The following is a 23,332-nucleotide window of genomic DNA, read 5'->3' on the forward strand; positions in this document are numbered from 1 at the left end:
CTCTTGTGGCAAGCTCGCTCGCCACAAGAGCTCGCCTCAGGGGTTAGCGCAAACGCCCGACGATATCGGCGATGCTGCTCAATACGTCCTTGCCCAACTGTTTCGAACGATCGCCTGACCAGCCAGTTCGCAGGTTGGGCGCGTCGTCGTTGTCCTTGAAGGGCATTTCCAGGGTCAGGGACAGGCAGTCGTACTTTTCCCCCACCGCGTTGCAGGCCAGGGTCATGTTGGCTTGGCCAGGCAGGTCGCGGGTGTAGCCGTGGGTGGTCTGGAAGTCCCGGGTCAGGTGGCTCAAATGGCTGCGGAAGTGTTTTTCCAGGGCTTCGATACGCGGGGTGTAGCCAGGGTTGCCTTCGCAGCCGGCGGTGAACACGTAGGGGATTTCTTCATCGCCGTGTATGTCGAGGAACATATCCACGCCGTATTTTTCCATCTGTTGCTGGACGAACAGGACTTCAGGGCTGAGTTCCTGGCTGGCGCTTTGCCAGGCGCGGTTGAGGTCCTGGCCCATGGCATTGGTGCGCAGGTGGCCATGGAAGGCACCGTCCGGGTTCATGTTCGGCACCAGGTACAGATCGGCGACGGCCAGCAGTTTTTTCAGTTCGTCGTCGCCGTCTTTTTGCAGGCGCTCAATCACGCCCTCCATAAACCATTCGGCCATGTGTTCGCCGGGGTGCTGCTGGGCGATGATCCACACCTTGCGCCGGCCTTCGATCCCTTTGCCACGGCGCAGCAGTTGGATATCGCGGCCTTCAGCGCTCTTGCCGGTGGCCAGCAGGGTGACTCCGGCGTACTTCAGGGCTTGCTCGATCAACCAGTCGTGGCGTTCACGGCTGTAGGGCTCGAAGTAGGCAAACCAGGCGTACTTTTGCCGGGTCTGGAGAGTGATGTGCAGGATCTCGCCATCAAAACGTGTCGGTACCCGGAACCAGTTGATATGGTCATAGGACGCCACGGCGTTGTAACCGCTCCAGGCATGCTTGTAGGACGAGCGCCCTGCGTTGCTCAAGCGAAAGGTGTGGGTGTGCCCCACGTGCATGCCTTCGGCCTTGAAGTGGAACCATTGGTAGTGATCGCTGCGGGTGTCGGGTTTGATTGCCAGCAACAACTGATAAGCGTCGCTGGCATCCAGGACCTGAATGTTGCCGCTGTCGAAGTCGGTGCTGATCTTGATGGAGGTCAAGGCCACGGTCATAGTCTGGTTGCCTGAATATGAGTGATGTGGCGGCTATCTTACACAGGCGTTCGGTAAAACCTGGATGCAAAAATTGTTGCAGGGGAGGGGGCGTCATCCGTGACGCCGCGGCAGCTTAGAGTCTATGAGATTGATTCTCAAGCGCTAATTCGCAGATATACGGGCTAGAGCGTTCGGACTACTTTCTTTGAGCGATAGTCTTTTGCTACCATGCGCGCCATCAAGCAACACACAGTCTTCATTAGCCTGAAGCCACGCCAGGGAAACTGGCAAAAAAAGACCCGGCCAAAGAGCCGGGTCAAAAACCGTGATTAGCCTGATGAGGAGATATTCCAAGAGTCCGACCTAAGGTCTCTTGGTCTATCGACTGATCTCGCGATCAGCTGAGCCCAATAATAATCATTATCATTTGCAAGTCAAATGTTTTTATCCGTGGGATAGAAATATTTTTCTTTCGTGCCTGCTACGCGTTTGCCGCCGCCCCTGGCGCCTGCAACGACCGCTCCACCATCGCTTTCGCCATATCGATCAAATACACCACCGAAAACGCCAGATCACGCTGGTTGCCTTGATTGCTGCACGCCGATTCGTAGGCGGTAGCCGCTGCACTGCGCAACAGGTCCGAGGCGTGTACCAGGGCTTCCTCCTGGCTGATTTGCGGTTTTATCGCGAACAGGGCGCCGTCCGAATCCGGCGTCGACCGATTTTCTTTCAAGTAATAGTCCAGTGCGCGCTGGGCCGCACCACTGTTGCACATGTCGTTTACTTCAGTCAGTTCGGATGTTTCGGGCGTTAAGTGCGTGCGGGTCGTCATAAGCGGCAGTACTCCGGTGGGTGTCGAAATCCTTGGGCTTGATGATAGTACGTATCGTATTCCTGTCGTTTTATGGATTACTACAAACTGTTTATTGCCCGAAAAAATGGGCACCGTATTGTGATGCGTCATGGATAACTGGATAGCGTTGGTCAAAGCCAACATGAAAGACCGCAAGGTCACACAGGATGAACTGGCGCAGCGCCTGGGCATGTCCCAGGGCGGCATCGGCCATTGGCTCAATAAACGCCGTGTGCCGAGCCTGGCGGACATGAACCGCGTACTGGCCGAACTGGGGTTGGGGTATTTGGAGGTGGCGCTGGAAATTCGTGAACGGGCCGCGCAAGTGCCTGAACGGGAATCGCACTACAACCCGTACTTTCGTTACCCGGTCAGCGACTGGAAGCAGGCCTGCGAGCTGCGTGAGGAGCGTGCGCCTTATAGAACCGAGCGCTACGAATTGACCGATTACCACGCCCGAGGCAAGGCATTCTGGCTGCCAGTGAGGGGAGACGCCATGACCGCCCCCACGGGCATGAGCATTGCAGCTGGCATGATGATCCTGGTTGACCCGGCGATCGCGCCCGAGCCCGGTAAATTAGTGCTGGCCCAATGGGCTGGCAACCCCCAGGCCACCTTTCGCCAATTGCAGGAAGAAAGCGGCCAGCACTACCTGGTGCCGCTCAACCCCACTTACCCCAAGGTGCTGCTCACCGACGGCTGTCGCCTCCTGGGTGTAGTGGTGCAGGCCACGGCGAAGTTCTAGCCAGCCGTTTCAAGCTCCACCAACGCGCTGCCTTCGGCCACCATTTCACCTTCCTGGCAGAACAGCGCCTTGACCACCCCGGCGTGGGGCGCTCGGATGCTGTGTTCCATCTTCATGGCTTCGAGCACCACCAGCTGAGCGCCGGCTTCAACGGTTTGACCCAGCTCTACGAGCACTCGCACGATGCTGCCGTTCATCGGTGCGGTGAGGCCGCCCTGATGAGATTGACTGGCCTCGACCGCCGCAATCGGGTCGAACAGGCTGACGGCATGCATCTCGCCGTCCCAGCGCAGGTACAGGCTGCCTTCACTGCGCACCGCCAGATGAGCACGGCGCACGCCCTGATGTTCAGTCAGCAACTGTTCGCCGCATAACTGTGCGGTGTGCCCCGCCAGCGTCACCAGCCGATCCTGCCCATTGCAACTCAGGTGCAGCGACACCTCGGCAGGCAGGCCCGCGCGAAAGCCCTGGTGACTTGCCCAAGGCCCGTCGCCCACCGGCAAGCTCTGCATAAACGCCGCGCCCGCCGCCTGCCAGAACTCATCGCTCAAGGCCCCTGGCGTCGGCAACAACTCATTCTGATAGCGCGGGATAAACCCGGTGTCCAACTCGGCCGCGGCAAACGCAGGATGCCCGATGATGCGCCGCAAAAAGCCCAGGTTGGTCTTGAGCCCACCGACCGCAAACTCATCCAGCATGCTCAATAAGCGCAGGCGCGCTTGTTCGCGGTCTTCACCCCAGGCAATCAACTTGCCGAGCATCGGGTCGTAGAACGGCGACACGCTGTCACCTTGCTCGACGCCGCTATCCACCCGGCGTCCAGGGCCTGGGCTGGACTCGCGGTATAGCGCCAAGTGCCCGGTAGCGGGCAGGAAGTCATTGGCCGGGTCTTCGGCATACAGCCGTACTTCAATCGCATGACCGTTCAACGCGACCTGCTCTTGCGTGATCGGCAGCGCCTCGCCCTGGGCCACCCGAATCTGCCAGGCCACCAGGTCGAGGCCGGTAATCGCTTCGGTCACCGGGTGCTCGACTTGCAGCCGCGTGTTCATCTCCATGAAGAAAAACTCGCCACGGGCATCCAGCAAAAACTCCACCGTGCCCGCGCCGACATATCCGATGGCCTGGGCAGCTCGCACGGCTGCTTCGCCCATGGCCTTGCGCTGCTCCACACTCAAGCCGGGCGCTGGGGCTTCTTCCACGACCTTTTGATGGCGCCGCTGGATCGAGCAGTCGCGCTCATTGAGATACAGGCAATGACCCTGCTGGTCGGCAAACACCTGAATCTCCACATGCCGCGGCTTGAGCAGGTATTTCTCCACCAGCATTTGCCCGTTGCCGAAGGACGACAACGCCTCACGCTGGGCGGAAGCCAGGGCTTCGGCCAGCTGGCTGACATCCTCGACCACCTTCATGCCCTTGCCACCGCCGCCCGCCGTGGCCTTGAGCAGCACCGGGTAGCCGATACGTTCACAGGCGGCGCGGAAGGTCTCCAGGTCCTGGGCCTCGCCGTGATAACCCGGCACCAGCGGTACGCCAGCTGTTTCCATCAGCGCCTTGGCCGCGGATTTGCTGCCCATGGCGTCGATGGCCGAGGCCGGCGGGCCGAGGAAGATCAAGCCTGCCGCCTCGATGGCTCGGGCGAAGCCGGCATTCTCCGAGAGGAAGCCGTAGCCGGGGTGAATCGCCTGGGCGCCGCTGGCGTGGGCGGCGGCAATCAGCTTGTCGATTTGCAGGTAACTGTCGGTGGCTTTGCTGCCGCCCAGGTCGACGCGGATATCGGCTTCACGGCTATGGCGGGCATCGCGGTCGATGGCGCTGTGCACAGCCACAGTGGTCAACCCCATGGCCTTGGCGGTGCGCATGACCCGGCAGGCGATCTCGCCACGGTTGGCCACCAGTACGGTGGTGAGTGTGCTCATGAACGCGGCTCCTGGGTCTGCCAACTCGGCGCACGTTTTTGCAGAAAGGCGCGCAAACCTTCCTGGCCCTCGGCGCTTACCCGGATGCGTGCGATAGCGTTTTCGCAATAGCGGCGCAGTGCGGGGGTGAGGGCACCGTTACCCACTTCACGGAGTAAATCCTTACTGGCGCGCATGGCCGCCGGGCTGTTTTGCAGCAGGTTGGCGACCCACTGGTCCACCTGTTGATCCAGAGTCTCGGCGGGATAACTTTCCGCCAGCAAGCCGATCTCCCGTGCGCGCTGGCCGCCGAACCGCTCGGCCGTCAGGGCATAGCGACGGGCCGCGCGTTCGCCGATGGCCTGCACCACGAACGGGCTGATCACCGCCGGTGCCAGGCCGATACGCACTTCCGACAGGCAGAACTGCGCATCATCGGCGCCGATGGCCATGTCACAGCAACTGATCAGGCCCAGCGCGCCACCGTAGGCCGCGCCTTGCACCACCGCCAGCGTGGGGATTTTCAGCTTGGACAGGTTGTACATCAGCTCCGCCAGTTCCCGGGCGTCGTCCAGGTTGGTGTGGTAGTCCAGCTCGGCCGACTGCTGCATCCAGGCGAGGTCGGCGCCGGCACTGAAGTGCTTGCCACGCCCGCGCAGTACCAGGAAACGCAGGGACGGGTCGCCTTGTACGCGGTCAAGAGCCAGGATCAGCTCGCGGATCATCTGGGCGTTGAACGCGTTGTTCTTGGCTTCACGGCTGAGCCACAGCGTGGCAAAGCCACGGCGGTCAGTGATCAGTTCGAGGGTGTTGAAGTCGCTCATGCAAGGAGCTCCATGATAATGAGAGGCCTCCTGTAGGAGCGAGCTTGCTCGCGAAGATCGTCAACGATAACGCGGGGCTTGAGAATGACCGCGTTGCCCTGAGGTTCTTCGCGAGCAAGCTCGCTCCTACAGGTTACATGCGGAACACGCCAAAGCGGCTCGGCTCGATGGGGGCGTTCAGTGCGGCGGACAAGGCCAGGGCCAGCACGTCGCGGGTCTGCAGCGGGTCGATCACGCCGTCATCCCACAAGCGCGCGCTGGAGTAGTAGGGGTGGCCCTGGGTTTCATACTGGTCGAGAATCGGCTGTTTGATCGCGGCTTCCTCCTCGGCACTGAAACCGTTGCCGGCGCGCTCAGCCTGTTCGCGCTTGACCTGCACCAGGACTCCGGCGGCCTGCTCGGCCCCCATCACGCCGATACGTGCGTTGGGCCACATCCACAAAAAACGCGGGTCGTAGGCGCGGCCACACATCCCGTAGTTCCCCGCACCAAAGCTGCCGCCGATGATTACGGTGAATTTCGGCACCTTGGCGCACGCTACGGCGGTGACCAGCTTGGCGCCATGCTTGGCAATGCCACCGGCCTCGTACTTCTGGCCGACCATGAAACCAGTGATGTTTTGCAGGAACAGCAGGGGAATTCCGCGCTGACAGGCCAGTTCGATAAAGTGCGCGCCTTTTTGCGCGGCCTCGGCGAACAGGATGCCGTTGTTGGCCAGGATCGCAATCGGGTAGCCATGCAAATGCGCAAAGCCGCATACCAGGGTTGTGCCGAACAGGGCCTTGAATTCATCGAACACCGAGCCGTCCACCAACCGTGCGATGACTTCGCGCACATCAAAGGGTTGCTTGGCATCCGCCGGGATCACGCCGTACAGCTCGTCGCTGCTGTACAACGGCGCTACCGGTGGGCGTTGCAGCAGCTCACCTTGCTTGCGCCAATTGAGGTTGGCCACGCTGCGCCGCGCCAGGGCCAGGGCGTGTTCATCGCTGTCGGCATAGTGGTCGGCCACGCCGGAAATCTTGCAATGCACATCGGCACCGCCCAGGTCTTCGGCGCTCACCACTTCACCGGTGGCGGCTTTCACCAGCGGCGGGCCGGCGAGGAAGATGGTGGCTTGCTGGCGCACCATGATCGCTTCGTCGGCCATGGCCGGCACGTAGGCGCCGCCGGCGGTGCACGAGCCCATGACCACGGCAATCTGGGGAATGCCCTGGGCGCTCATGTTGGCCTGGTTGAAGAAGATCCGCCCGAAGTGCTCGCGGTCGGGGAATACCTCGTCCTGGCGCGGCAGGTTGGCACCACCGGAGTCCACCAGGTAGATACACGGCAGGCGGTTCTGCTCGGCGATGGTCTGGGCGCGCAGGTGTTTTTTAACGGTCAGCGGGTAATAGGAGCCGCCTTTGACCGTGGCATCGTTGGCCACGATCATGCATTCGACGCCTTCCACTCGGCCGATGCCGGCAATCACTCCGGCCGCCGGGACGTCTTCGCCATACACCTGGTGAGCGGCCAGTTGGCTCAGCTCCAGAAACGGCGAGCCCGGGTCGAGCAGACGGTTGATGCGCTCGCGGGGCAACAGCTTGCCGCGTGAGGTGTGGCGTTCCTGGGCCTTGGCGCCGCCACCTTGGTGGACGTGGGCAAGCAGGCTGTGCAGGGCGTCGACCTGTTCAAGCATCGCCGCGCGGTTGGCGGCGAATTCCGCCGAGCGCGGGTTGAGCTGGGTATGCAGGGTAGCCATGGGGCGCTCCTTCAGCGGGTTTCGTTGAACAGTTCGCGACCGATCAACATCCGCCGAATCTCACTGGTGCCCGCACCAATTTCGTAGAGCTTGGCGTCACGCAGCAGGCGCCCGGCGGGGAATTCATTGATATAGCCATTGCCGCCCAGAATCTGGATCGCATCCAGGGCCATTTGCGTGGCGCGCTCGGCGCTGTAAAGAATCACGCCCGCGGCGTCCTTGCGCGTGGTCTCGCCGCGCTCGCATGCCTGGGCCACCGCGTAGAGGTAGGCACGGCTGGCGTTGAGTTGGGTGTACATATCGGCGACCTTGCCCTGGATCAGCTGGAACTCGCCGATGCTCTGGCCGAACTGCTTGCGGTCGTGGATGTAGGGCACGATCAGGTCCATGCACGCCTGCATGATCCCGGTAGGCCCACCGGAGAGCACCACGCGTTCGTAGTCCAGGCCGCTCATCAACACTTTCACGCCGCCATTGAGCACGCCGAGGATGTTGTCTTCGGGTACCTCGACATCGTCAAAAAACAGCTCGCAGGTGTTGGAGCCGCGCATGCCCAGCTTGTCGAATTTGTTGCTGCGGCTGAAGCCTTTCCAGTCGCGCTCGACGATGAAGGCGGTGATGCCGTGGGGGCCTTTTTCCAGGTCGGTCTTGGCGTAGATCACATAGGTGTTGGCGTCCGGGCCGTTGGTGATCCAGGTCTTGCTGCCATTGAGTACGTAATGATCGCCGCGCTTGTCGGCGCGCAGTTTCATCGACACCACGTCAGAACCGGCATTCGGCTCGCTCATGGCCAGGGCGCCGATGTGTTCGCCGCTGATCAGCTTGGGCAGGTACTTGAGTTTTTGTGCGTGGTTGCCGTTGCGGTTGATCTGGTTGACGCACAGGTTGGAGTGCGCGCCGTAGGACAACGCCACCGAAGCCGAGCCGCGGCTGATTTCTTCCATGCTCACCACATGGGCCAGGTATCCCAGGCCAGCACCGCCGTACTCCTCGGGCACGGTGATGCCCAGCAGGCCCATGTCCCCGAACTTGCGCCACAGGTCAGCGGGGAACAGGTTGTCGATGTCGATCTGGGCCGCGCGCGGTGCGATCTCCTTGGCCACGAAGGACTGCACCTGGTCGCGCAGCATGTCGATGGTCTCGCCGAGGGCGAAGTTCAGGGACGGGTAACTCATGGACAGGCACCTTAATGTGAGCTTTGTTGTTGTGTGGGCGGGGCGCGGGAGGAGGGCGCTCACCTTTACGTTAACGTAAGCTTGCGTTACGACGCTGTCAATCGTAGTTTACGTATACGTCAACCTACAAAAAAGATAACAGGGGTCGTTATGGATCAACCGCACCCGAGCTACAGTCGTGGCTCCCAGGACAAGACTTTGCTGGCCATGACCATTGGCCAGGCATTCGATCACACTGTCGCGCAATACCCAGATGGCGAAGCCTTGGTGGTGCGCCACCAGCAGCGGCGCTACACCTGGCGGCAACTGGCCGAGACGGTTGAGCTGCACGCCCGCGCATTCCTCGCCCTGGGTATGCAAACCGGCGACCGCCTGGGTATCTGGGCGCCTAACTGTGCCGAGTGGCTGATCTGCCAGGTGGCGAGCGCCAAGCTCGGGGTGATCCTGGTCAATATCAACCCGGCCTATCGCAGCAGCGAGTTGGATTACGTGCTCAAGCAGTCCGGCTGCCAATGGCTGGTGTGCGCCGGTTCGTTCAAGAGCTCCGATTATCACGCCATGCTCCAGGCGCTGAAACCCGAGCTGCGCGGCCTCATCAGCCTCGACCCCAGCCCGCCGCCGGAATTCATGCCCTGGTCGCAGTTGGCGGCCCTTGGCGCAGGCGTGTCGCCCGAGCAACTGCACAGCCGCCAGGCCAGCCTGCATTTCGATCAACCTGTGAATATCCAGTACACCTCCGGCACCACCGGCTTCCCCAAGGGCGCCACCCTCAGTCACCACAACATCCTCAATAACGGTTACATGGTCGGTGAAAGCCTGGGCCTGACGGCAGGGGACCGCCTGGTGATCCCAGTGCCGCTGTACCACTGCTTCGGCATGGTCATGGGCAACCTCGGTTGTATCACTCACGGCACCACCATGATCTACCCCAATGACGGCTTCGACCCGTTGCTGACGCTGAGCGCCGTCGCCGAAGAACAAGCCACCGGCTTATATGGCGTGCCGACCATGTTTATTGCGCTGCTCGATCACCCACGCCGGGCCGAGTTCGAGGTGTCCAGCCTGCGCACCGGGATCATGGCCGGGGCGACATGCCCGATCGAGGTGATGCGTCGGGTCATTCATGAGCTGCACATGGCAGAGGTGCAGATTGCCTATGGCATGACTGAAACCAGCCCGGTGTCGCTGCAGACCGGCGCAGATGACGATATCGAACGGCGTGTCACCACGGTGGGCCGCACCCAACCGCAACTGGAAACCAAGATTGTCGACGAGGCCGGTAACACCGTGGCCCGTGGCGTGATCGGTGAACTGTGCACCCGGGGCTACAGCGTGATGCTGGGTTACTGGAACAACCCTGAAGGCACCCGTGAGGCCATCGACGATGCCGGCTGGATGCATACCGGTGACCTGGCGACCATGGATGAGGAGGGTTACGTGTGCATTGCCGGGCGTAACAAGGACATGATCATTCGTGGGGGGGAGAACGTTTACCCGCGGGAGCTGGAAGAGTTTTTCTTTACTCACCCGGCGGTGGCGGACGTGCAGATCGTGGGCATCCCGGATGAGCGTTATGGCGAAGAGATTGTTGCCTGGATCAAGTTCCATCCCGGTCAGGTGGCCAATGAGTTGGAGTTGTTGAGCTGGTGCAAGGACCGCATCGCCCATTTCAAGACGCCCAGGTATTTCAAGATCGTGGATGAGTTTCCGATGACGGTGACGGGCAAGATTCAGAAATTTCGGATGCGCGAGATTTCCATCCAGGAGCTGCAAGCGCGCTGACAACGTCAAACCCTGGTAGCTGGCTTGCCTGCGATGGCGGCCTGACTGCCGGCCCACATCTACCTGATACCCCGCGAACCTGCTGTGCCACCCAAATAGTGAAACCCAGAAAGCACAAAGGGGACCCGAAGGTCCCCTTTAATTTGTCGTTGCGTGCTCTTTTCTTATTATTGAGGGGCGGCCTGTTGTTGTTTTTGGTAGCCGTGGCCCGTACCGCTTTTTTTGGCGACCCCCATCCGGGGTCAAGAGCAAACGTATTTTTTTGAACGCTGACCTGCTTCTTCGTAAACGATCCAACCAGTGGGTAGCTACCTGAGGTAGTTTTATTTTTCTCTATCCGGTTGCGGGTTGCGGCATGCCGTACCCTGGGAAGCACATCTTCTCCAAAAAAATCTGTTAGCTGCGTCTCTGCCGTGTTGTTTTTGTTATGTCAGAGTCGTTTCGTCTTATTTTTATTAGGTTTGGCGCTTTTTATTCTTGTTATGCCATAGAGATAGCAGAAGGCGTGCCAACTTTTTAAAAGCCTTTAAAATCAACGAGTTGGTTTTTTGTCAGTATTTTCTTTCAGTTTGCACGGCGGATTTTGTTCCCGCGTTACCCGTTATGCCGGGAAGCGGTAACACATTCTCACAGCTGTGCTACTCACCTGCGTTACGCACCTTCGCCACGCGGGAACCCGTAGGCCGTCCCAGCACCTGGCTGATCTGCTGGCCGGCGCCAATCAAGCGTTCCAGGTCGATGCCCGTGTCGATGCCCAGGCCGTTGAGCAGGTACAGCACGTCCTCGGTGGCGACGTTACCGCTGGCGCCTTTGGCGTAAGGGCAGCCGCCCAGGCCTGCGATTGAGCTGTCGAACACCGTGATGCCTTCCAGCAGGCTGGCGTAGATGTTAGCGATGGCCTGCCCGTAGGTGTCATGGAAATGCCCGGCCAGCTTGTCCCGTGGCACTTGGGCGCCGACCACTTCGAACAGGCGCCGGGTAGCGCCCGCCGTGCCGGTACCGATGGTGTCGCCCAGGGACACTTCATAGCAGCCCATGGCATACAGCTCGCGGGCGACGGCCGCCACTTGCTCCGGGGCGATCTCGCCTTCATAGGGGCAACCCAGCACACAGGACACATAACCGCGCACGCTGACGCCGTGCTGCTTGGCGGCGGCCATGATCGGTGCGAAGCGCTCCAGGCTTTCGCTGATGGAACAATTGATATTGCGCTGCGAGAACGCCTCGGACGCCGCCGCAAACACCGCGACTTCCTTGACCCCGGCCGCCAGCGCATCCTCGAACCCACGCAGGTTCGGTGCCAGTGCGCCATAGGTCACGCCGGGCTTGCGCTGGATCTGCGCAAACACTTCGGCTGAACCTGCCATTTGCGGCACCCATTTGGGCGAGACAAAACTACCGACTTCGATATAGCTCAAGCCAGCGGCGCTCAACGCGTCTACCAATCGGACTTTATCCGCCACGCTGATGGGCTGGGCTTCGTTCTGCAAACCGTCGCGCGGGCCGACTTCAACCAGGCGTACGTGGGAGGGGAGGGACATGGCAGTTACCTTCTGTTCAATGGCCGGCTTGGCTGATGGTCTGCGCCAGGGCCTGGGTGCAACGCTCTTCAGCGGTGTCCAGTTCCAGCTTCATCTGTTCGATATCCAGCAGTTGTTGTTCCAGCTGTTCACGGCGTTCGGCGATCTTGGCCAGCATGCTGTTGAGTTGGATCTGGTTGCCGCCGGTGGGGTCGTAGAGTTCGATCAGTTCGCGGCATTCGGCCAGGGAGAAGCCGATGCGCTTGCCACGCAGGATCAGCTTGAGGCTGACCTTGTCCCGCGCCGAGTAAATGCGCTCCTGGCCCCGACGTTCGGGGGCCAGCAGGCCTTGTTCTTCATAGAAACGAATGGCGCGAGTGGTGATGTCGAGCTCGCGGGCGAGGTCGGAGATGCTGTAGGTGGTGCTCATGGCAGTGCTCAAGAAAGTCTTGGCGCTAAGCTAATTGCAGGTTGACGTAAACGTCAAGGCTGCTGGGCTTTCTTTTCCTGGGCCGTCACCTGCTGGCACAACTCGATCATCTGTTCACGCATCCAGCGGTTCGCCGGGTCCTGGTCGGTGCTTTCGTGCCAGTACAAATGGGTTTCCACCGGCGGCACGTTGTTGACCGGCAAATGGAACCAGTGCAGTTCATGACGGCGAGCGAAACGCTCGGGCACGGTCATCACCATGTCGGTCTGTTGCAGCACCTGGGAGGCCATCAGGTAATGCTGGGAACGCAGGGCAATCTTGCGCTGGATGCCCATCTTGCCCAGGGCCAGGTCCACGTAACCCAAACCGTTGCGGCGGCTGGAGATATGGATATGGGTCAGTGACAGGTAATCATCCAGCGTGAATTTGTCCTTGCCCGCCATCGGGTGGCCCTTGCGCATGGCGCACACGTAGCGGTCTTCCATCAGCTTGACGTGACGCACCTGCGGGTCGGTGTTGAGCGGCGCATCCACGGCAAAATCCAGGCGCCCGGCGGCCAGTTCCTTGGTGGTTTCGCGGCGTTTGGACAGGAAACTCTCGATCACCACGGTCGGCGCCAGGCGGCGCAGGCGCTGGAACAGCGGCGGCAGGATCACGGCTTCGGTCAGGTCGGTCATGCTGATGCGGTAGGTCTTGGCCGCCTGCTGTGGGTTGAAAATTCTGCTTTCCTGCACCGACACCCGCAGCAACGACAACGCATTGCGCACCGGGCCGATGATGTTCTGCGCCATGGGCGTGGGTACCATGCCTTGGGCGGTGCGCACGAACAGCGGGTCGTTGAAGGTCTCGCGCAACCGTGCCAGGGCGTTGGACACCGCCGGCTGGGTGATGCCGACGATCTGCCCGGCGCGGGTCAGGTTGGCTTCGGTGTAGATCGCATCAAAGACGATGAAGAGGTTGAGATCGACCTTGCTCAGATTCATTTCGTTGCGCTCTTATTGTGAGGTGCCCATGCGCCGATCATATATCGGTGATGAATGTTAATACACGCCGAGAATAGGCTAGGTAAATTATCAGCGCTGTTCTAGCATCGAATGCATGACCTAAACAACCTCTCAGAGAAGGGAGCCGCTCATGGATTTCGCCTATTCGCCCAAGGTTCAGGAACTGCGTGAACGCGTCACTGCGTTCATGGACACTTATGTCTACCCGGCCGAACCGGTGTTCGAACGCCAAGTCAGCGAAGGTGATCGCTGGCAGCCCACGGCAATCATGGAAGAACTCAAGGCCAAGGCGAAGGCCGAGGGCTTGTGGAACCTGTTCCTGCCGGAATCCGAACTGGGCGCCGGCCTGAGCAACCTGGAATACGCACCCTTGGCGGAAATCATGGGCCGCTCGTTGCTGGGCCCGGAGCCATTCAACTGCTCCGCTCCCGACACCGGCAATATGGAAGTGTTGGTGCGCTACGCCAACGAAGAACAGAAGCAGCGTTGGCTCGAACCCTTGCTGCGCGGCGAGATTCGCTCGGCTTTTGCCATGACCGAACCGGACGTGGCGTCCTCGGACGCCACCAACATGGCCGCCCGCGCCGAACGCCAGGGCGACGAGTGGGTGATCAACGGCAAGAAATGGTGGACTTCTGGCGCCTGCGACCCGCGTTGCAAGATCCTGATCTTCATGGGCCTGAGCAACCCCGATGCACCGCGTCACCAGCAGCACTCGATGATCCTGGTGCCGGTCGATACCCCAGGCGTGAAAATCCTGCGACCGCTGCCGGTATTCGGTTACGACGATGCGCCTCACGGCCATGCCGAAGTGCTGTTCGACAATGTGCGCGTACCCTATGAAAACGTATTGCTGGGCGAAGGCCGTGGCTTCGAGATCGCCCAGGGCCGCCTTGGCCCAGGCCGTATCCACCACTGCATGCGTTCGATCGGCATGGCCGAGCGTGCATTGGAATTGATGTGCAAACGCTCGGTCAGCCGCACCGCCTTCGGCAAGCCCTTGGCGCGGTTGGGGGGCAATATCGACAAGATCGCCGACTCGCGCATGGAAATTGACATGGCCCGCCTGCTGACCTTGAAAGCGGCGTACATGATGGACACCGTGGGTAACAAAGTGGCGAAAAGCGAAATCGCCCAGATCAAGGTGGTGGCGCCGAATGTGGCCTTGAAGGTTATCGACCGCGCAATCCAGATGCACGGCGGCGCCGGGGTCTCCAACGACTTCCCGCTGGCCTATATGTACGCCATGCAACGCACCCTGCGCCTGGCCGACGGCCCGGACGAAGTACACCGCGCGGCGATTGGCAAGTTTGAGATCGGCAAGTATGTGCCGCGGGAATTGATGCGCGGCGGGCAGTAACACCGCGTCGCCTGTGATGATCGTTGATGATCTGCGATCGTTCCCACGCTCTGCGTGGGAACGCCTCCCGTGACGCTCTGCGTCACCCTTTCAAGAGCGGACGCGGAGCGTCCAGAGCGGCATTCCCACGCGGAGCGTGGGAACGATCCTCAGTATACCCACACCTCCACCCGCCGATTCTTGATCCGGCCCTCATCCGCCGTATTGGCCGCCACCGGCATCTGCGCGCCAAACCCGCGAATATCCTTGAGCACCACGCCGCTCTTGACCAGCTCCCGGCGCACTGCCATCGCCCGCAATTTCGACAACAAAGCTGCACGTTGTGGGTCATTCTTGGTGTCGCCAAACCCCACCAGCGTCACCTGTTTATCCAGCTTGCCGTGGCTTCTGATATAGGCCACCACCCGCTGCACATCCTGGCGCGCCTTGTTGTCGAGGCTGGCGCTGCCCTCGTCGAAGCGAAAATTCACCGTCAGGCGCTGAGCGTCGCGGGCGATGGCCTGGTAGTCGTCGGGCATCGACGGGCGCGGCGCCACGCCAATCGCTTGCACCTGCTGGGCGATAAAGCCATTGGCGGCCACAATCGCCTGGCCCTGGCTGCCTTGGGTAAAGTCCACCAACGCCTTGGCCCACGGGTTGGGGGAAGAGGGCGGCAAGTAGAAGAACAGCCGCCGTGACAGCGGGTAATCCTCGGTGGCGATCAGGCTGGTCAGCGGCAGCATCGGTTGCGAGTCGCCGTCGACAATCGCCACCGCCTTGGCCTGGCGCACAGAGGGCAGGCCGATAAAGCCGATGCCCTGGGGGTCTTGGCTCACCGCATCGGACAGCTGTTCGCTGGATTCAAAGCGCTTGGCCGACGGCGCGAGCGGTTGGCCGCGGCGGCTCAGCACCAGTTCCCGGAAGGTGTCGAAGGTGCCGGACTGATCATCCCTGGCATATAAATGGATGGTCCCGCCTGTACCTCCGAGTGCCTCCCAGGTGCTGACCTCGCCGTTGAAGATCTGCGCCAATTGCTCGGTGTTGAGGCTATTGAGCGGGTTGCGCGGGTTAACGATGATTGCCAGGCCATCAATGGCGATCACATGCTCGGCGCCTGGGCTTTTCAAGTCGCCCAGGGGATCGAGGTCCACCAGCTCGCTGTCTTTGATCGGGCGGGACGCTGCGGCGAGGTCGGCGCGGTTGTTCTTCAGCGCCGCAAAGCCGGTGCTGGAACCGTGGGCCGCGACCTCGATGGTGACCGTCTGGCCGTGGCGCGTCGTGCCGACCACGCGCTGTTCATTCGCCCCGGCACCCGCTTCAGCGTGTACGTCCTGCAAGCCCTGATGCTCCATCAAACCCTTGACCAGCGACGGGCCGAGGGCCGCGCCGATGGTGTTGGAGCCCTGGATGCGCAGGGCCGGGCCTTGGTCGGGAATGGGGAGGGAAGCTGCCACCGCGGGGAGAGCGAGTGAAAAACACAGGAACAGAACGCGCAGCATCATGCCGGCACCTTCTCAAGCCAAGGGAGTGCCGGGAGATTAAGTCAGTTGGATTGCAGCCATATGACCAACACGGGCGCTGGCAAACCCTGATGCCCTGTAGGAGCGAGCTTGCTCGCGAAGAGCGTCAACGATAACGCAGCGAATCTGTTTTAACGCGGCGCTTTCAAGTTCTTCGCGAGCAAGCTCGCTCCTACAATCTATTTTTGAGGTCAGCTCAGTTCCAACCAGATCGGCGCATGGTCCGACGGTTTTTCCAGCCCGCGCAGGTCGTAATCCACCCCCGCATCCTTGACCCGTGGCACCAACCCGGTGGATGCCATGATCACATCAATGCGCAGCCCGCGCTTGGGCTCGTCCTCAAACCCACGGCTGCGGTAATCGAACCAGCTGAAGCGGTCGGTCACATCCGGGTTGAGGTGGCGGAAGCTGTCTACCAGGCCCCAGTTCTTCAGGCGCTCCATCCACTCGCGCTCTTCCGGCAGGAAGCTGCACTTGCCGGTTTTCAGCCAGCGCTTGGCGTTGTCGGCGCCGATGCCGATGTCGCAGTCTTGTGGGGATATGTTCACGTCGCCCATCACCACCAGCGCCTGGTCGTTGCTGAACTGGGTTTCCAGCAGGTGCTGCAAGTCTGCATAGAAGCGCTGCTTGGCCGGGAACTTGGTTGGGTGGTCGCGGCTTTCGCCCTGGGGGAAGTAGCCGTTCATGATGGTTACCGGCTGGCCGTTTTCGTCGGCGAAGGTGCCCCAGATAAACCGGCGTTGGGCGTCTTCTTCATCGCTGGCAAAGCCTTTGTGCACGCTCAACGCTTCTTTGCGCGAGAGCAGGGCCACGCCGTAGTGGCCTTTCTGCCCGTGGTAGTACACGTGATAACCCAGGGCCTGCACTTCGGCCAACGGGAACTGATCATCGTGGACCTTGGTTTCCTGCAAACCGATCACGTCCGGTTGATGCTTTTCAATCAGCGCCGCCAACTGATGAGGGCGAGCACGCAGCCCGTTGATATTGAAGGAGACGATTTTCATGGTCGGCAGTCCAGTCTGGCAAAAGGGCGATGCTAGCCGACAAGTCGGACGGGGGCCAGCGTGGCGGTAGGATGAATGCGCTGCTAATGTGGGAACGACTGGAGCTGTGCAGGTTCGTACCCATAAGAACGCCATGTTTGAGTGGCGCCCAGGGAGATTGATTGTTATGCCAGACACTTCGACGGCCACTGCCGAAATCCGCCTGCTCAATAGCGGTTACTCCCGCGAAGCGCGATCCCTGCTGTACCAGGCGTATCGCCATGAGCCGACCTTCGCCTACATCTTCGAAGCCGAGCGGTCGGGCTATGAGCAGCGAGTACGTGCCACGGTGCGCGAACTGGTCAAGCAGCACTTCTTTCAGAAACTCCCGGCCATCGGCCTGTTCGTCAACGACCGGCTGATCGGCATCGCCTTGATTGCACCGCCCCAGCGGCGCCTGGGCATCACCGAAAGCTGGGCGTGGCAAATCCGCATGTGGCTGAGTACCGGCGTGCGGGGTACGCGGCGTTACCTGGAATACCATCATGCCGTCATGGCATGCCTGCCCACCGAGTCGGTGCATGTGCTGCCGCTGCTGGGCATTCACCCGCAGTTCCAGGGCAAGCACCATGGTGAGCAGTTGCTGGAAGCGGTACACAATTGGTGCGCCGACGACCCGCATTCATCCGGCGTGGTGCTCGACACCGGCAACTCGCGCTACCTGGATTTCTACAAGCGCCAGGGTTATGAGGAAATCGGCGAAGTCGCCGTAGGGCCGGTGCGCGAGCATGTGTTTTTCCATCCCAATCCCCAGGCGTTACATCCTGCAACGGCTTAGAACAGAATTATTCAGACTAATCCTGGTTCAAAGTTCCTCTCCCGCTCGTGTAGCATCCGCGCCTATGAAGTTTCCAGGAAGATTTACCAGCGGCTTGATTCTGCTGTTCACAAGCTGCGGCGCCTTGGCGCAAAGCGAACTGGACGTGCGGATCAAACCCTCAAACGACGCGCTGAAAGCCAACATCGAAGGCTATATCGGCGGGGTAGGCGATCGTGATGAAGAAGCTTTGCTGCGGTTCAGCCGTGGCGCCGAGGAGCAGGCGCGTAAAGCCGCGCAGGCCTTGGGCTACTATCAGCCACAGATCGCCAGCGATGTGAAAGGCGGCAAGAACCCGCGCCTGACCCTCACCATCGACCCCGGCGAACCGGTGCATTTGCGCAACGTGACCCTGCGAGTCGATGGCCCGGCTGCGAGCCTCAAGGCCTTTCGCGTGCCCGCCAGCGACGACCTCAAATCCGGCGCCGTGCTCAACCACGGCCATTACGAAGACGCCAAGCGCCTGATCCAGAACCAGGCCTCGCGCTACGGGTTTTTCAGTGGGCGCTTCACCAGCCAGAAACTTGCCGTAGACCCTCAAGCGGGCGTGGCCGACATCGAACTCATTTACGACAGCGGCCCACGCTACAGCATGGGCAAGGTCAGCTTCACCGGCGACACGCCCTTTGATGAAGAGCTGTTGCAGCGCATGGTGCCGTTCAAACCCGGCACGCCCTATGACTCCGAACTGGTCGCCGAACTCAATCAGAACCTGCAAGCCAGCGGCTTCTTTGAAGGCGTGCGCGTCGACGCCAGCCCCACCGCCGCCACCGATGACGTGATCCCGGTGGCGGTGCAACTGGACACCCGCAAGCCGCGCACCATGGGCCTGGGCCTGGGTTACTCCACCGACGTCGGCCCACGGGGCAAAGCCAACTGGACGCGCCATTGGGTCAACCCCCAGGGCCACAGTTATGGCTGGGAAGCCGAACTGTCGGCGCCACGGCAGAACGTCGGGCTGTGGTACGACATCCCGCTCGACCCGCCGCTCACCGACAAACTGCGCTTTGCCGGCGGCTACCAGAATGAAGAAATCGCCAACACCGACACCCTGAGCAAGCTGCTCACCATCGGCCCCGAATGGCACAGCAAATTGCCCAGTGGCTGGACCCGGGTGATCTCCCTCAAGTACCAGCGCGAAGAATATCGTCTGGGCAATGATTCGGGTCTGAGTAACCTGCTGATGCCGGGCGTGAGTTATTCCTACCTGCGCAGCGACAACCGCATCGACCCGCACCACGGCTACCGCCTGATGTTCGACACCAAGGTCGCCAAGGAGGGCGCGGGGTCCGACACCAACCTGCTTTACGGCACGGCGACTATCAAGGGCCTGACCACCTTGTGGGACAACCACCGCTTCCTGGGCCGTGCGCAATTTGGCGGCAGTGCCACCAATGGCTACAAATCCGTGCCGCCTTCCTTGCGCTTCTTTGCCGGTGGCGACCAGAGCGTGCGCGGCTACGAGTACCAGACGCTGTCGCCCGAGAACGATCGCGGCGACCGCATCGGTGGCCGCTACATGGTGGCCTTGAGCGCCGAGTATCAATATTCCATCACCGATAAATGGCGTATCGCGACCTTTGTCGACCAGGGCAACTCCTTCAACAACCTCGACTTGCCCAGCCTGAAAACCGGCGTGGGCGTCGGCGTGCGCTGGGTGTCGCCAGTGGGGCCGATTCGCCTCGACCTGGCCCATGCCCTCGAAGATCCGGGCGGCGTTCGCTTGCACTTTTCCATGGGGCCTGAGCTGTGATGCGTGGTTTGAAAATAGCGGGGCTGGCGCTGGTCGCCATCCTCGCCTTGCTGTTGTTGGCGCTGTGGTCGGTGCTCGGCACCCAGGCGGGCAGTCGCTGGGCCCTGGGCCAGGTGCCAGGTTTGAGCGTGGAAAATTTCCAGGGCCGTTTGGGCGGGCAGTGGAGCGCCGACCATCTGCTGTGGCAGCAGGATGGCAGCCGCGTCGAGTTGAATGCCCCTACGTTTGAATGGTCGCCCGGCTGCCTGCTGCGCATGACCCTGTGCATCAACCGACTGGATGTGGAACAGGTCAGCCTGGAATTCGCCCCCAGTGCCGAAGAGAGCGACAGCGGGCCGATTCAACTGCCCGACCTGAAGCTGCCGGTTGCCCTGCAGTTGGGCGATGTGCGCATCGGCAGCCTGCTGTTCAACGGCAATGAAGAACTCAAGGGCCTGCAACTGGCGGCGCACTGGACTACCGCCGGCCTGCAGATCGACGCGGTGCATCTACAGCGCGATGACCTGGTGCTGGACCTCGCCGGCCTGCTGCAACCCAACGGCGATTGGCCGCTGAATGCCACCGGTAACCTGAGCTTGCCCTATGCGCCGGGCGGAGCACCCTGGACCATCGCCCTCAAGCTCGACGGCGACCTGCTCAAAACCCTCAAGCTCGACGCCGACAGCAGCGGCTACCTGCCGGCCAAGCTCACTGGCGAGCTGCAACCCCTGGCGGAAAACCTGCCGGCGCAGGTGCACATCACCTCCGAGTCGTTCAAACCCAGCGCAGACCTGCCCGATACCCTGCAACTCAACCAATTGGACCTGAGCGCCAAAGGTGACCTGAGCAATGGCTACCAGTTGCTGGGCAAGGCCGTGCTACCGGCCGAAAAAGGCCCGGTGGATTTACTGCTCAAGGGCAAGGTTGACGCCAAGGGCGCGCAGATTGCCGGCCTGGACCTGACGGCGAGTGACAAGCAAAGCCTCAAGCTCAGTGCCAACCTGGACTGGCAGCAAGGCTTCAGTGCTGACGCCAAGATCGACTGGCTGGACTTCCCCTGGCATCGCCTCTATCCGGTCATCGACGAACCGCAAGTGGCCTTGCGCACCTTTAACGGTGAAATCTCCTATAAAGACGGCAACTACCTGGGCAATCTCAAGGCTGACCTCGACGGCCCGGCGGGCAAGTTCAATGTGGTCACCCCCTTCAGTGGCGACCTCAAGCAAGTCTTCCTGCCTGAGCTGAAGCTGAGTGCCGGCCAGGGCAAGGCCGAAGGCCACCTGAACCTGCAATTTGCCGACGGCATTGCCTGGGACACCGCGCTGGATCTGTCGGCGCTGAACCCGGCCTACTGGATCGCGGAGCTGCCCGGCACCCTGGCCGGGCCACTGCGCAGCAAAGGCGAGTTCAAAAATGAGCAGCTCAAGCTCAACGCCGACCTCGACCTCAAGGGCCGCCTGCGTGGCCAAACCGCTGTGCTCGCGGCCAAGGCCGAAGGCGCTGGCGAACAATGGACCCTCGCCAACCTGGACATCCGCCTGGGCGATAACCGCATCAACGGCAGCGGCAGCCTGCAACAGCGCCTGGCCGGGCAGATCGACATCAAGCTGGCACGCCTGGCCCAGCTCTGGCCGCAACTGCGTGGGCAAGTCAACGGGCGTGTCGAGGTGGCCGGCACCTTGAAAGCGCCTCAAGGCAAGCTCGACCTCAAGGGCCAGCAACTGGCCTTTGCCGACAACCGCCTGCAAAGCCTCAACCTGGACGCCAACCTCGATAGCGCCCAGCGCGCCAAGCTCGACCTCAAGGCCAACGGCATTCAAAGCGGCGAGACGCAAGTCGGCAACCTTACCGCCAACGCCCAGGGCGACATCAAGAACCAGAAGGTCCAACTGGCCCTGACCGGCCCGCTGGTCAAACTGGCTCTGGCCCTGGATGGCAACCTCGACAAAGACAACTGGCGCGGGCGCCTGGCCAGTGGCGACGTGCAAGCCGGTGGCCAGGACTGGCGGCTGCAAGCCCCGGCGAAGATCGAACGCCTGGCCGATGGCAAGCTGACCTTCGGCGCGCACTGCTGGGTCTCCGGCGGCGCCAGCCTGTGTGGGGAAGACCAGCGCCTGATGCCCGAGCCGAAGTTGCGTTACCACCTCAAGCAATTTCCCCTCGACAGCCTTGCGGCATTTTTGCCCAAAGACTTCGCCTGGCAGGGCAAGCTCAATGCTGACGTGCAGCTTGACCTGCCTGAAAGCGGCCCAAAGGGTGTGGTAGCGGTAGATGCCAGCGGTGGCACCTTGCGCGTGCGTGACAAGGGCCAATGGCTGGATTTCCCCTACAACACCCTGAAGCTGGAAACCACCCTCAATCCCAAGCGCATCGACACTCAGCTCAACTTTCATGGCGGCAAGCTCGGCGAGTTGCTGTTGCAGGCGCAGATCAACCCGCTGCCGAACAACAAGCCAATCACCGGCAACTTCAGCCTTACTGGCCTGGACCTCGCCGTGGCGCGGCCCTTTGTGCCAATGGTTGAAAAACTCACCGGCAAGCTCAACGGCAGCGGCCGCATCTCCGGCGGGTTGCTCGCGCCGCAGGTCAACGGCAACCTGAACCTGGTGGACGGTGAAGTCTCCGGGCCGGAGTTGCCCATCAGCCTCGAGGGCCTGAACCTGCAGGCGCAGATCGCCGGTGAAAGCGTGCAGCTCAACGGCGGCTGGCACAGCGGCAAGGCCGGGCAGGGCAGCCTCACGGGGCAGATCGACTGGGGCCGTGCCCTGGTGGTCGACCTCAGCCTCAAAGGCTCGCAACTGCCAGTCACCGTGGAACCCTACGCCAAGCTGGAAGTGGCGCCCGACCTGAAGATCAGCCTCAAGGACGACAAACTGGCGATTGCCGGCAAAGTCCACATCCCCCGTGGCGACATCACCGTGCGCGAACTGCCGCCTTCGACGGTCAAGGTGTCCGACGACACCGTGATCATTGGCAGCCAGACCGAAGAGGGCAAAGCGCCGATGGCCATGGCCATGGATATCGACGTGGAGGTAGGCGAAGACCAGCTCAACTTCGCCGGCTTCGGCCTCACCGCCAAGGTCCAGGGCCATGTGCATATCGGCGACAACATGGACACCCGTGGCGAGCTGTGGCTCAACGACGGCCGCTACCGTGCCTACGGCCAGCGCCTCAACGTGCGGCGTGCACGGCTGTTGTTTGCCGGGCCGCTGGACCAACCGTTCCTGGATATCGAAGCTGTGCGCGTGGTGGTCGAATCGTCGCGCACCGTGACCGCCGGTATTCGCCTGAGTGGCAGCGCCGAACAGCCCACCACACAGATCTTCTACGAGCCGACCATGGCCCAGGAAGATGCGCTGTCGTACCTGGTGCTGGGCCGTTCGCGCACCAACACCGGCGAAGACAACAACATGCTCGCCGAAGCCGCCCTGGGCCTGGGCTTGATGGGCAGCGCCGGGGTGACCACGGATATCGCCAATAAGCTGGGGATTCAGGATTTTGATCTGGACACCCAAGGCACCGGCAACAGTACTGCGGTGGTGGCCAGCGGCAAGATCAACGAGAAGCTCAGCCTGCGTTATGGGGTAGGGGTGTTCGAACCGGCCAACACCATTGCCTTGCGCTACCTGCTGAGCAAGAAGGTGTACCTGGAAGTGGCGACGGGTGTGGCCAGCTCCCTGGATATCTTTTACAAGCGCGATTTCTAAGCCTTGCCCGGTCAAAAAATGT

The 23,332-nt window shown here is 61.4% G+C and carries 17 protein-coding genes; 6 read left to right on the plus strand and 11 right to left on the minus strand.

All coding sequences use genetic code 11. The annotated features are described in order from the left end of the window. Positions 1-43: 43 nt before the first annotated feature. Positions 44-1,195, minus strand: coding sequence for a M14-type cytosolic carboxypeptidase (locus QK296_RS23010; RefSeq protein ID WP_034133788.1), 1,152 nt, complete (start codon positions 1,193-1,195; stop codon positions 44-46). 463 nt (positions 1,196-1,658) lie between these two features. Next, the gene (locus QK296_RS23015; RefSeq protein ID WP_282391333.1) at positions 1,659-2,009 is read right to left on the minus strand and encodes a DUF3077 domain-containing protein; all 351 of its coding nucleotides are present in this window, start codon (positions 2,007-2,009) and stop codon (positions 1,659-1,661) included. 130 nt (positions 2,010-2,139) lie between these two features. Between QK296_RS23015 and QK296_RS23020 the strand changes: the two genes are divergently transcribed. Further along, complete coding sequence (locus QK296_RS23020; protein WP_057710328.1) at positions 2,140-2,775, plus strand: S24 family peptidase; 636 nt, start codon at positions 2,140-2,142, stop codon at positions 2,773-2,775. Here the strand turns inward: QK296_RS23020 and QK296_RS23025 are convergent. From QK296_RS23025 to QK296_RS23040, 4 genes are all read right to left on the minus strand, one after another. After that, the gene (locus tag QK296_RS23025) at positions 2,772-4,697 is read right to left on the minus strand and encodes an acetyl/propionyl/methylcrotonyl-CoA carboxylase subunit alpha (RefSeq protein ID WP_003192204.1); all 1,926 of its coding nucleotides are present in this window, start codon (positions 4,695-4,697) and stop codon (positions 2,772-2,774) included. The genes QK296_RS23020 and QK296_RS23025 overlap by 4 nt on opposite strands. Then, positions 4,694-5,500 (minus strand): gamma-carboxygeranoyl-CoA hydratase, encoded by an 807-nt coding sequence (locus QK296_RS23030; RefSeq protein ID WP_034133789.1) that lies wholly within the window; start codon positions 5,498-5,500, stop codon positions 4,694-4,696. The genes QK296_RS23025 and QK296_RS23030 overlap by 4 nt, the downstream gene beginning before the upstream one ends. Before the next feature lie 133 nt (positions 5,501-5,633). Continuing rightward, the gene (locus QK296_RS23035) at positions 5,634-7,241 is read right to left on the minus strand and encodes a carboxyl transferase domain-containing protein (protein ID WP_137204357.1); all 1,608 of its coding nucleotides are present in this window, start codon (positions 7,239-7,241) and stop codon (positions 5,634-5,636) included. 11 nt (positions 7,242-7,252) lie between these two features. Further along, positions 7,253-8,416, minus strand: coding sequence for an isovaleryl-CoA dehydrogenase (locus tag QK296_RS23040; RefSeq protein ID WP_003192199.1), 1,164 nt, complete (start codon positions 8,414-8,416; stop codon positions 7,253-7,255). A gap of 150 nt (positions 8,417-8,566) precedes the next feature. Between QK296_RS23040 and QK296_RS23045 the strand changes: the two genes are divergently transcribed. Next, on the plus strand, positions 8,567-10,198 hold the full coding sequence (locus tag QK296_RS23045; RefSeq protein ID WP_169911746.1) for an AMP-binding protein: 1,632 nt from the start codon (positions 8,567-8,569) through the stop codon (positions 10,196-10,198). A gap of 638 nt (positions 10,199-10,836) precedes the next feature. On the opposite strand, the gene QK296_RS23050 is transcribed toward QK296_RS23045, so the two are convergent. From QK296_RS23050 to QK296_RS23060, 3 genes are read right to left on the minus strand one after another with little or no spacing between them, the layout of a single operon-like run. After that, a complete protein-coding gene (locus QK296_RS23050; RefSeq protein WP_014718953.1) occupies positions 10,837-11,739 on the minus strand; it encodes a hydroxymethylglutaryl-CoA lyase in 903 nt (300 codons plus the stop codon). 16 nt (positions 11,740-11,755) lie between these two features. Next, entirely contained in the window at positions 11,756-12,148 is a 393-nt protein-coding gene (locus tag QK296_RS23055; RefSeq protein ID WP_003192195.1) for a MerR family DNA-binding transcriptional regulator, read from the minus strand. Positions 12,149-12,201: 53 nt separating this feature from the next. After that, positions 12,202-13,131 (minus strand): LysR family transcriptional regulator, encoded by a 930-nt coding sequence (locus QK296_RS23060; protein ID WP_003192193.1) that lies wholly within the window; start codon positions 13,129-13,131, stop codon positions 12,202-12,204. A 151-nt stretch (positions 13,132-13,282) separates the two neighbouring features. Between QK296_RS23060 and QK296_RS23065 the strand changes: the two genes are divergently transcribed. Further along, a complete protein-coding gene (locus QK296_RS23065) occupies positions 13,283-14,512 on the plus strand; it encodes an acyl-CoA dehydrogenase (RefSeq protein ID WP_034133794.1) in 1,230 nt (409 codons plus the stop codon). A gap of 149 nt (positions 14,513-14,661) precedes the next feature. Here QK296_RS23065 and QK296_RS23070 read toward each other — a convergent pair whose 3' ends face one another. Then, positions 14,662-15,993: a phosphate ABC transporter substrate-binding/OmpA family protein gene (locus tag QK296_RS23070; protein ID WP_282391334.1), complete on the minus strand. Its 1,332-nt coding sequence runs from the start codon at positions 15,991-15,993 to the stop codon at positions 14,662-14,664. A 209-nt stretch (positions 15,994-16,202) separates the two neighbouring features. Next, the gene (gene xthA, locus QK296_RS23075; RefSeq protein WP_047711179.1) at positions 16,203-17,015 is read right to left on the minus strand and encodes an exodeoxyribonuclease III; all 813 of its coding nucleotides are present in this window, start codon (positions 17,013-17,015) and stop codon (positions 16,203-16,205) included. 166 nt (positions 17,016-17,181) lie between these two features. On the opposite strand from xthA, the gene QK296_RS23080 reads away from it, so the two are divergent. The 3 genes from QK296_RS23080 (at position 17,182) to QK296_RS23090 (ending at position 23,310) form a co-directional block, all read left to right on the plus strand. After that, a complete protein-coding gene (locus QK296_RS23080) occupies positions 17,182-17,832 on the plus strand; it encodes a GNAT family N-acetyltransferase (RefSeq protein WP_044274026.1) in 651 nt (216 codons plus the stop codon). 64 nt (positions 17,833-17,896) lie between these two features. Continuing rightward, a complete protein-coding gene (locus QK296_RS23085) occupies positions 17,897-19,624 on the plus strand; it encodes an autotransporter assembly complex family protein (protein WP_003192185.1) in 1,728 nt (575 codons plus the stop codon). Further along, entirely contained in the window at positions 19,624-23,310 is a 3,687-nt protein-coding gene (locus QK296_RS23090) for a translocation/assembly module TamB domain-containing protein (RefSeq protein WP_282391335.1), read from the plus strand. The genes QK296_RS23085 and QK296_RS23090 overlap by 1 nt, the downstream gene beginning before the upstream one ends. Positions 23,311-23,332: the final 22 nt, after the last annotated feature.

It is taken from the genome of Pseudomonas sp. AL10, from assembly GCF_029960685.1.
Lineage (GTDB): Bacteria > Pseudomonadota > Gammaproteobacteria > Pseudomonadales > Pseudomonadaceae > Aquipseudomonas > Aquipseudomonas lactis.

Bases quoted from the DNA above. Each gene is read 5' to 3' on its own strand.
- QK296_RS23010 (WP_034133788.1), bottom strand. From the start codon at position 1,195: ATGACCGTGGCCTTGACCTCCATCAAGATCAGCACCGACTTCGACAGC.
- QK296_RS23015 (WP_282391333.1), bottom strand. From the start codon at position 2,009: ATGACGACCCGCACGCACTTAACGCCCGAAACATCCGAACTGACTGAA.
- QK296_RS23020 (WP_057710328.1), top strand. From the start codon at position 2,140: ATGGATAACTGGATAGCGTTGGTCAAAGCCAACATGAAAGACCGCAAG.
- QK296_RS23025 (WP_003192204.1), bottom strand. From the start codon at position 4,697: ATGAGCACACTCACCACCGTACTGGTGGCCAACCGTGGCGAGATCGCC.
- QK296_RS23030 (WP_034133789.1), bottom strand. From the start codon at position 5,500: ATGAGCGACTTCAACACCCTCGAACTGATCACTGACCGCCGTGGCTTT.
- QK296_RS23035 (WP_137204357.1), bottom strand. From the start codon at position 7,241: ATGGCTACCCTGCATACCCAGCTCAACCCGCGCTCGGCGGAATTCGCC.
- QK296_RS23040 (WP_003192199.1), bottom strand. From the start codon at position 8,416: ATGAGTTACCCGTCCCTGAACTTCGCCCTCGGCGAGACCATCGACATG.
- QK296_RS23045 (WP_169911746.1), top strand. From the start codon at position 8,567: ATGGATCAACCGCACCCGAGCTACAGTCGTGGCTCCCAGGACAAGACT.
- QK296_RS23050 (WP_014718953.1), bottom strand. From the start codon at position 11,739: ATGTCCCTCCCCTCCCACGTACGCCTGGTTGAAGTCGGCCCGCGCGAC.
- QK296_RS23055 (WP_003192195.1), bottom strand. From the start codon at position 12,148: ATGAGCACCACCTACAGCATCTCCGACCTCGCCCGCGAGCTCGACATC.
- QK296_RS23060 (WP_003192193.1), bottom strand. From the start codon at position 13,131: ATGAATCTGAGCAAGGTCGATCTCAACCTCTTCATCGTCTTTGATGCG.
- QK296_RS23065 (WP_034133794.1), top strand. From the start codon at position 13,283: ATGGATTTCGCCTATTCGCCCAAGGTTCAGGAACTGCGTGAACGCGTC.
- QK296_RS23070 (WP_282391334.1), bottom strand. From the start codon at position 15,993: ATGATGCTGCGCGTTCTGTTCCTGTGTTTTTCACTCGCTCTCCCCGCG.
- xthA (WP_047711179.1), bottom strand. From the start codon at position 17,015: ATGAAAATCGTCTCCTTCAATATCAACGGGCTGCGTGCTCGCCCTCAT.
- QK296_RS23080 (WP_044274026.1), top strand. From the start codon at position 17,182: ATGCCAGACACTTCGACGGCCACTGCCGAAATCCGCCTGCTCAATAGC.
- QK296_RS23085 (WP_003192185.1), top strand. From the start codon at position 17,897: ATGAAGTTTCCAGGAAGATTTACCAGCGGCTTGATTCTGCTGTTCACA.
- QK296_RS23090 (WP_282391335.1), top strand. From the start codon at position 19,624: ATGCGTGGTTTGAAAATAGCGGGGCTGGCGCTGGTCGCCATCCTCGCC.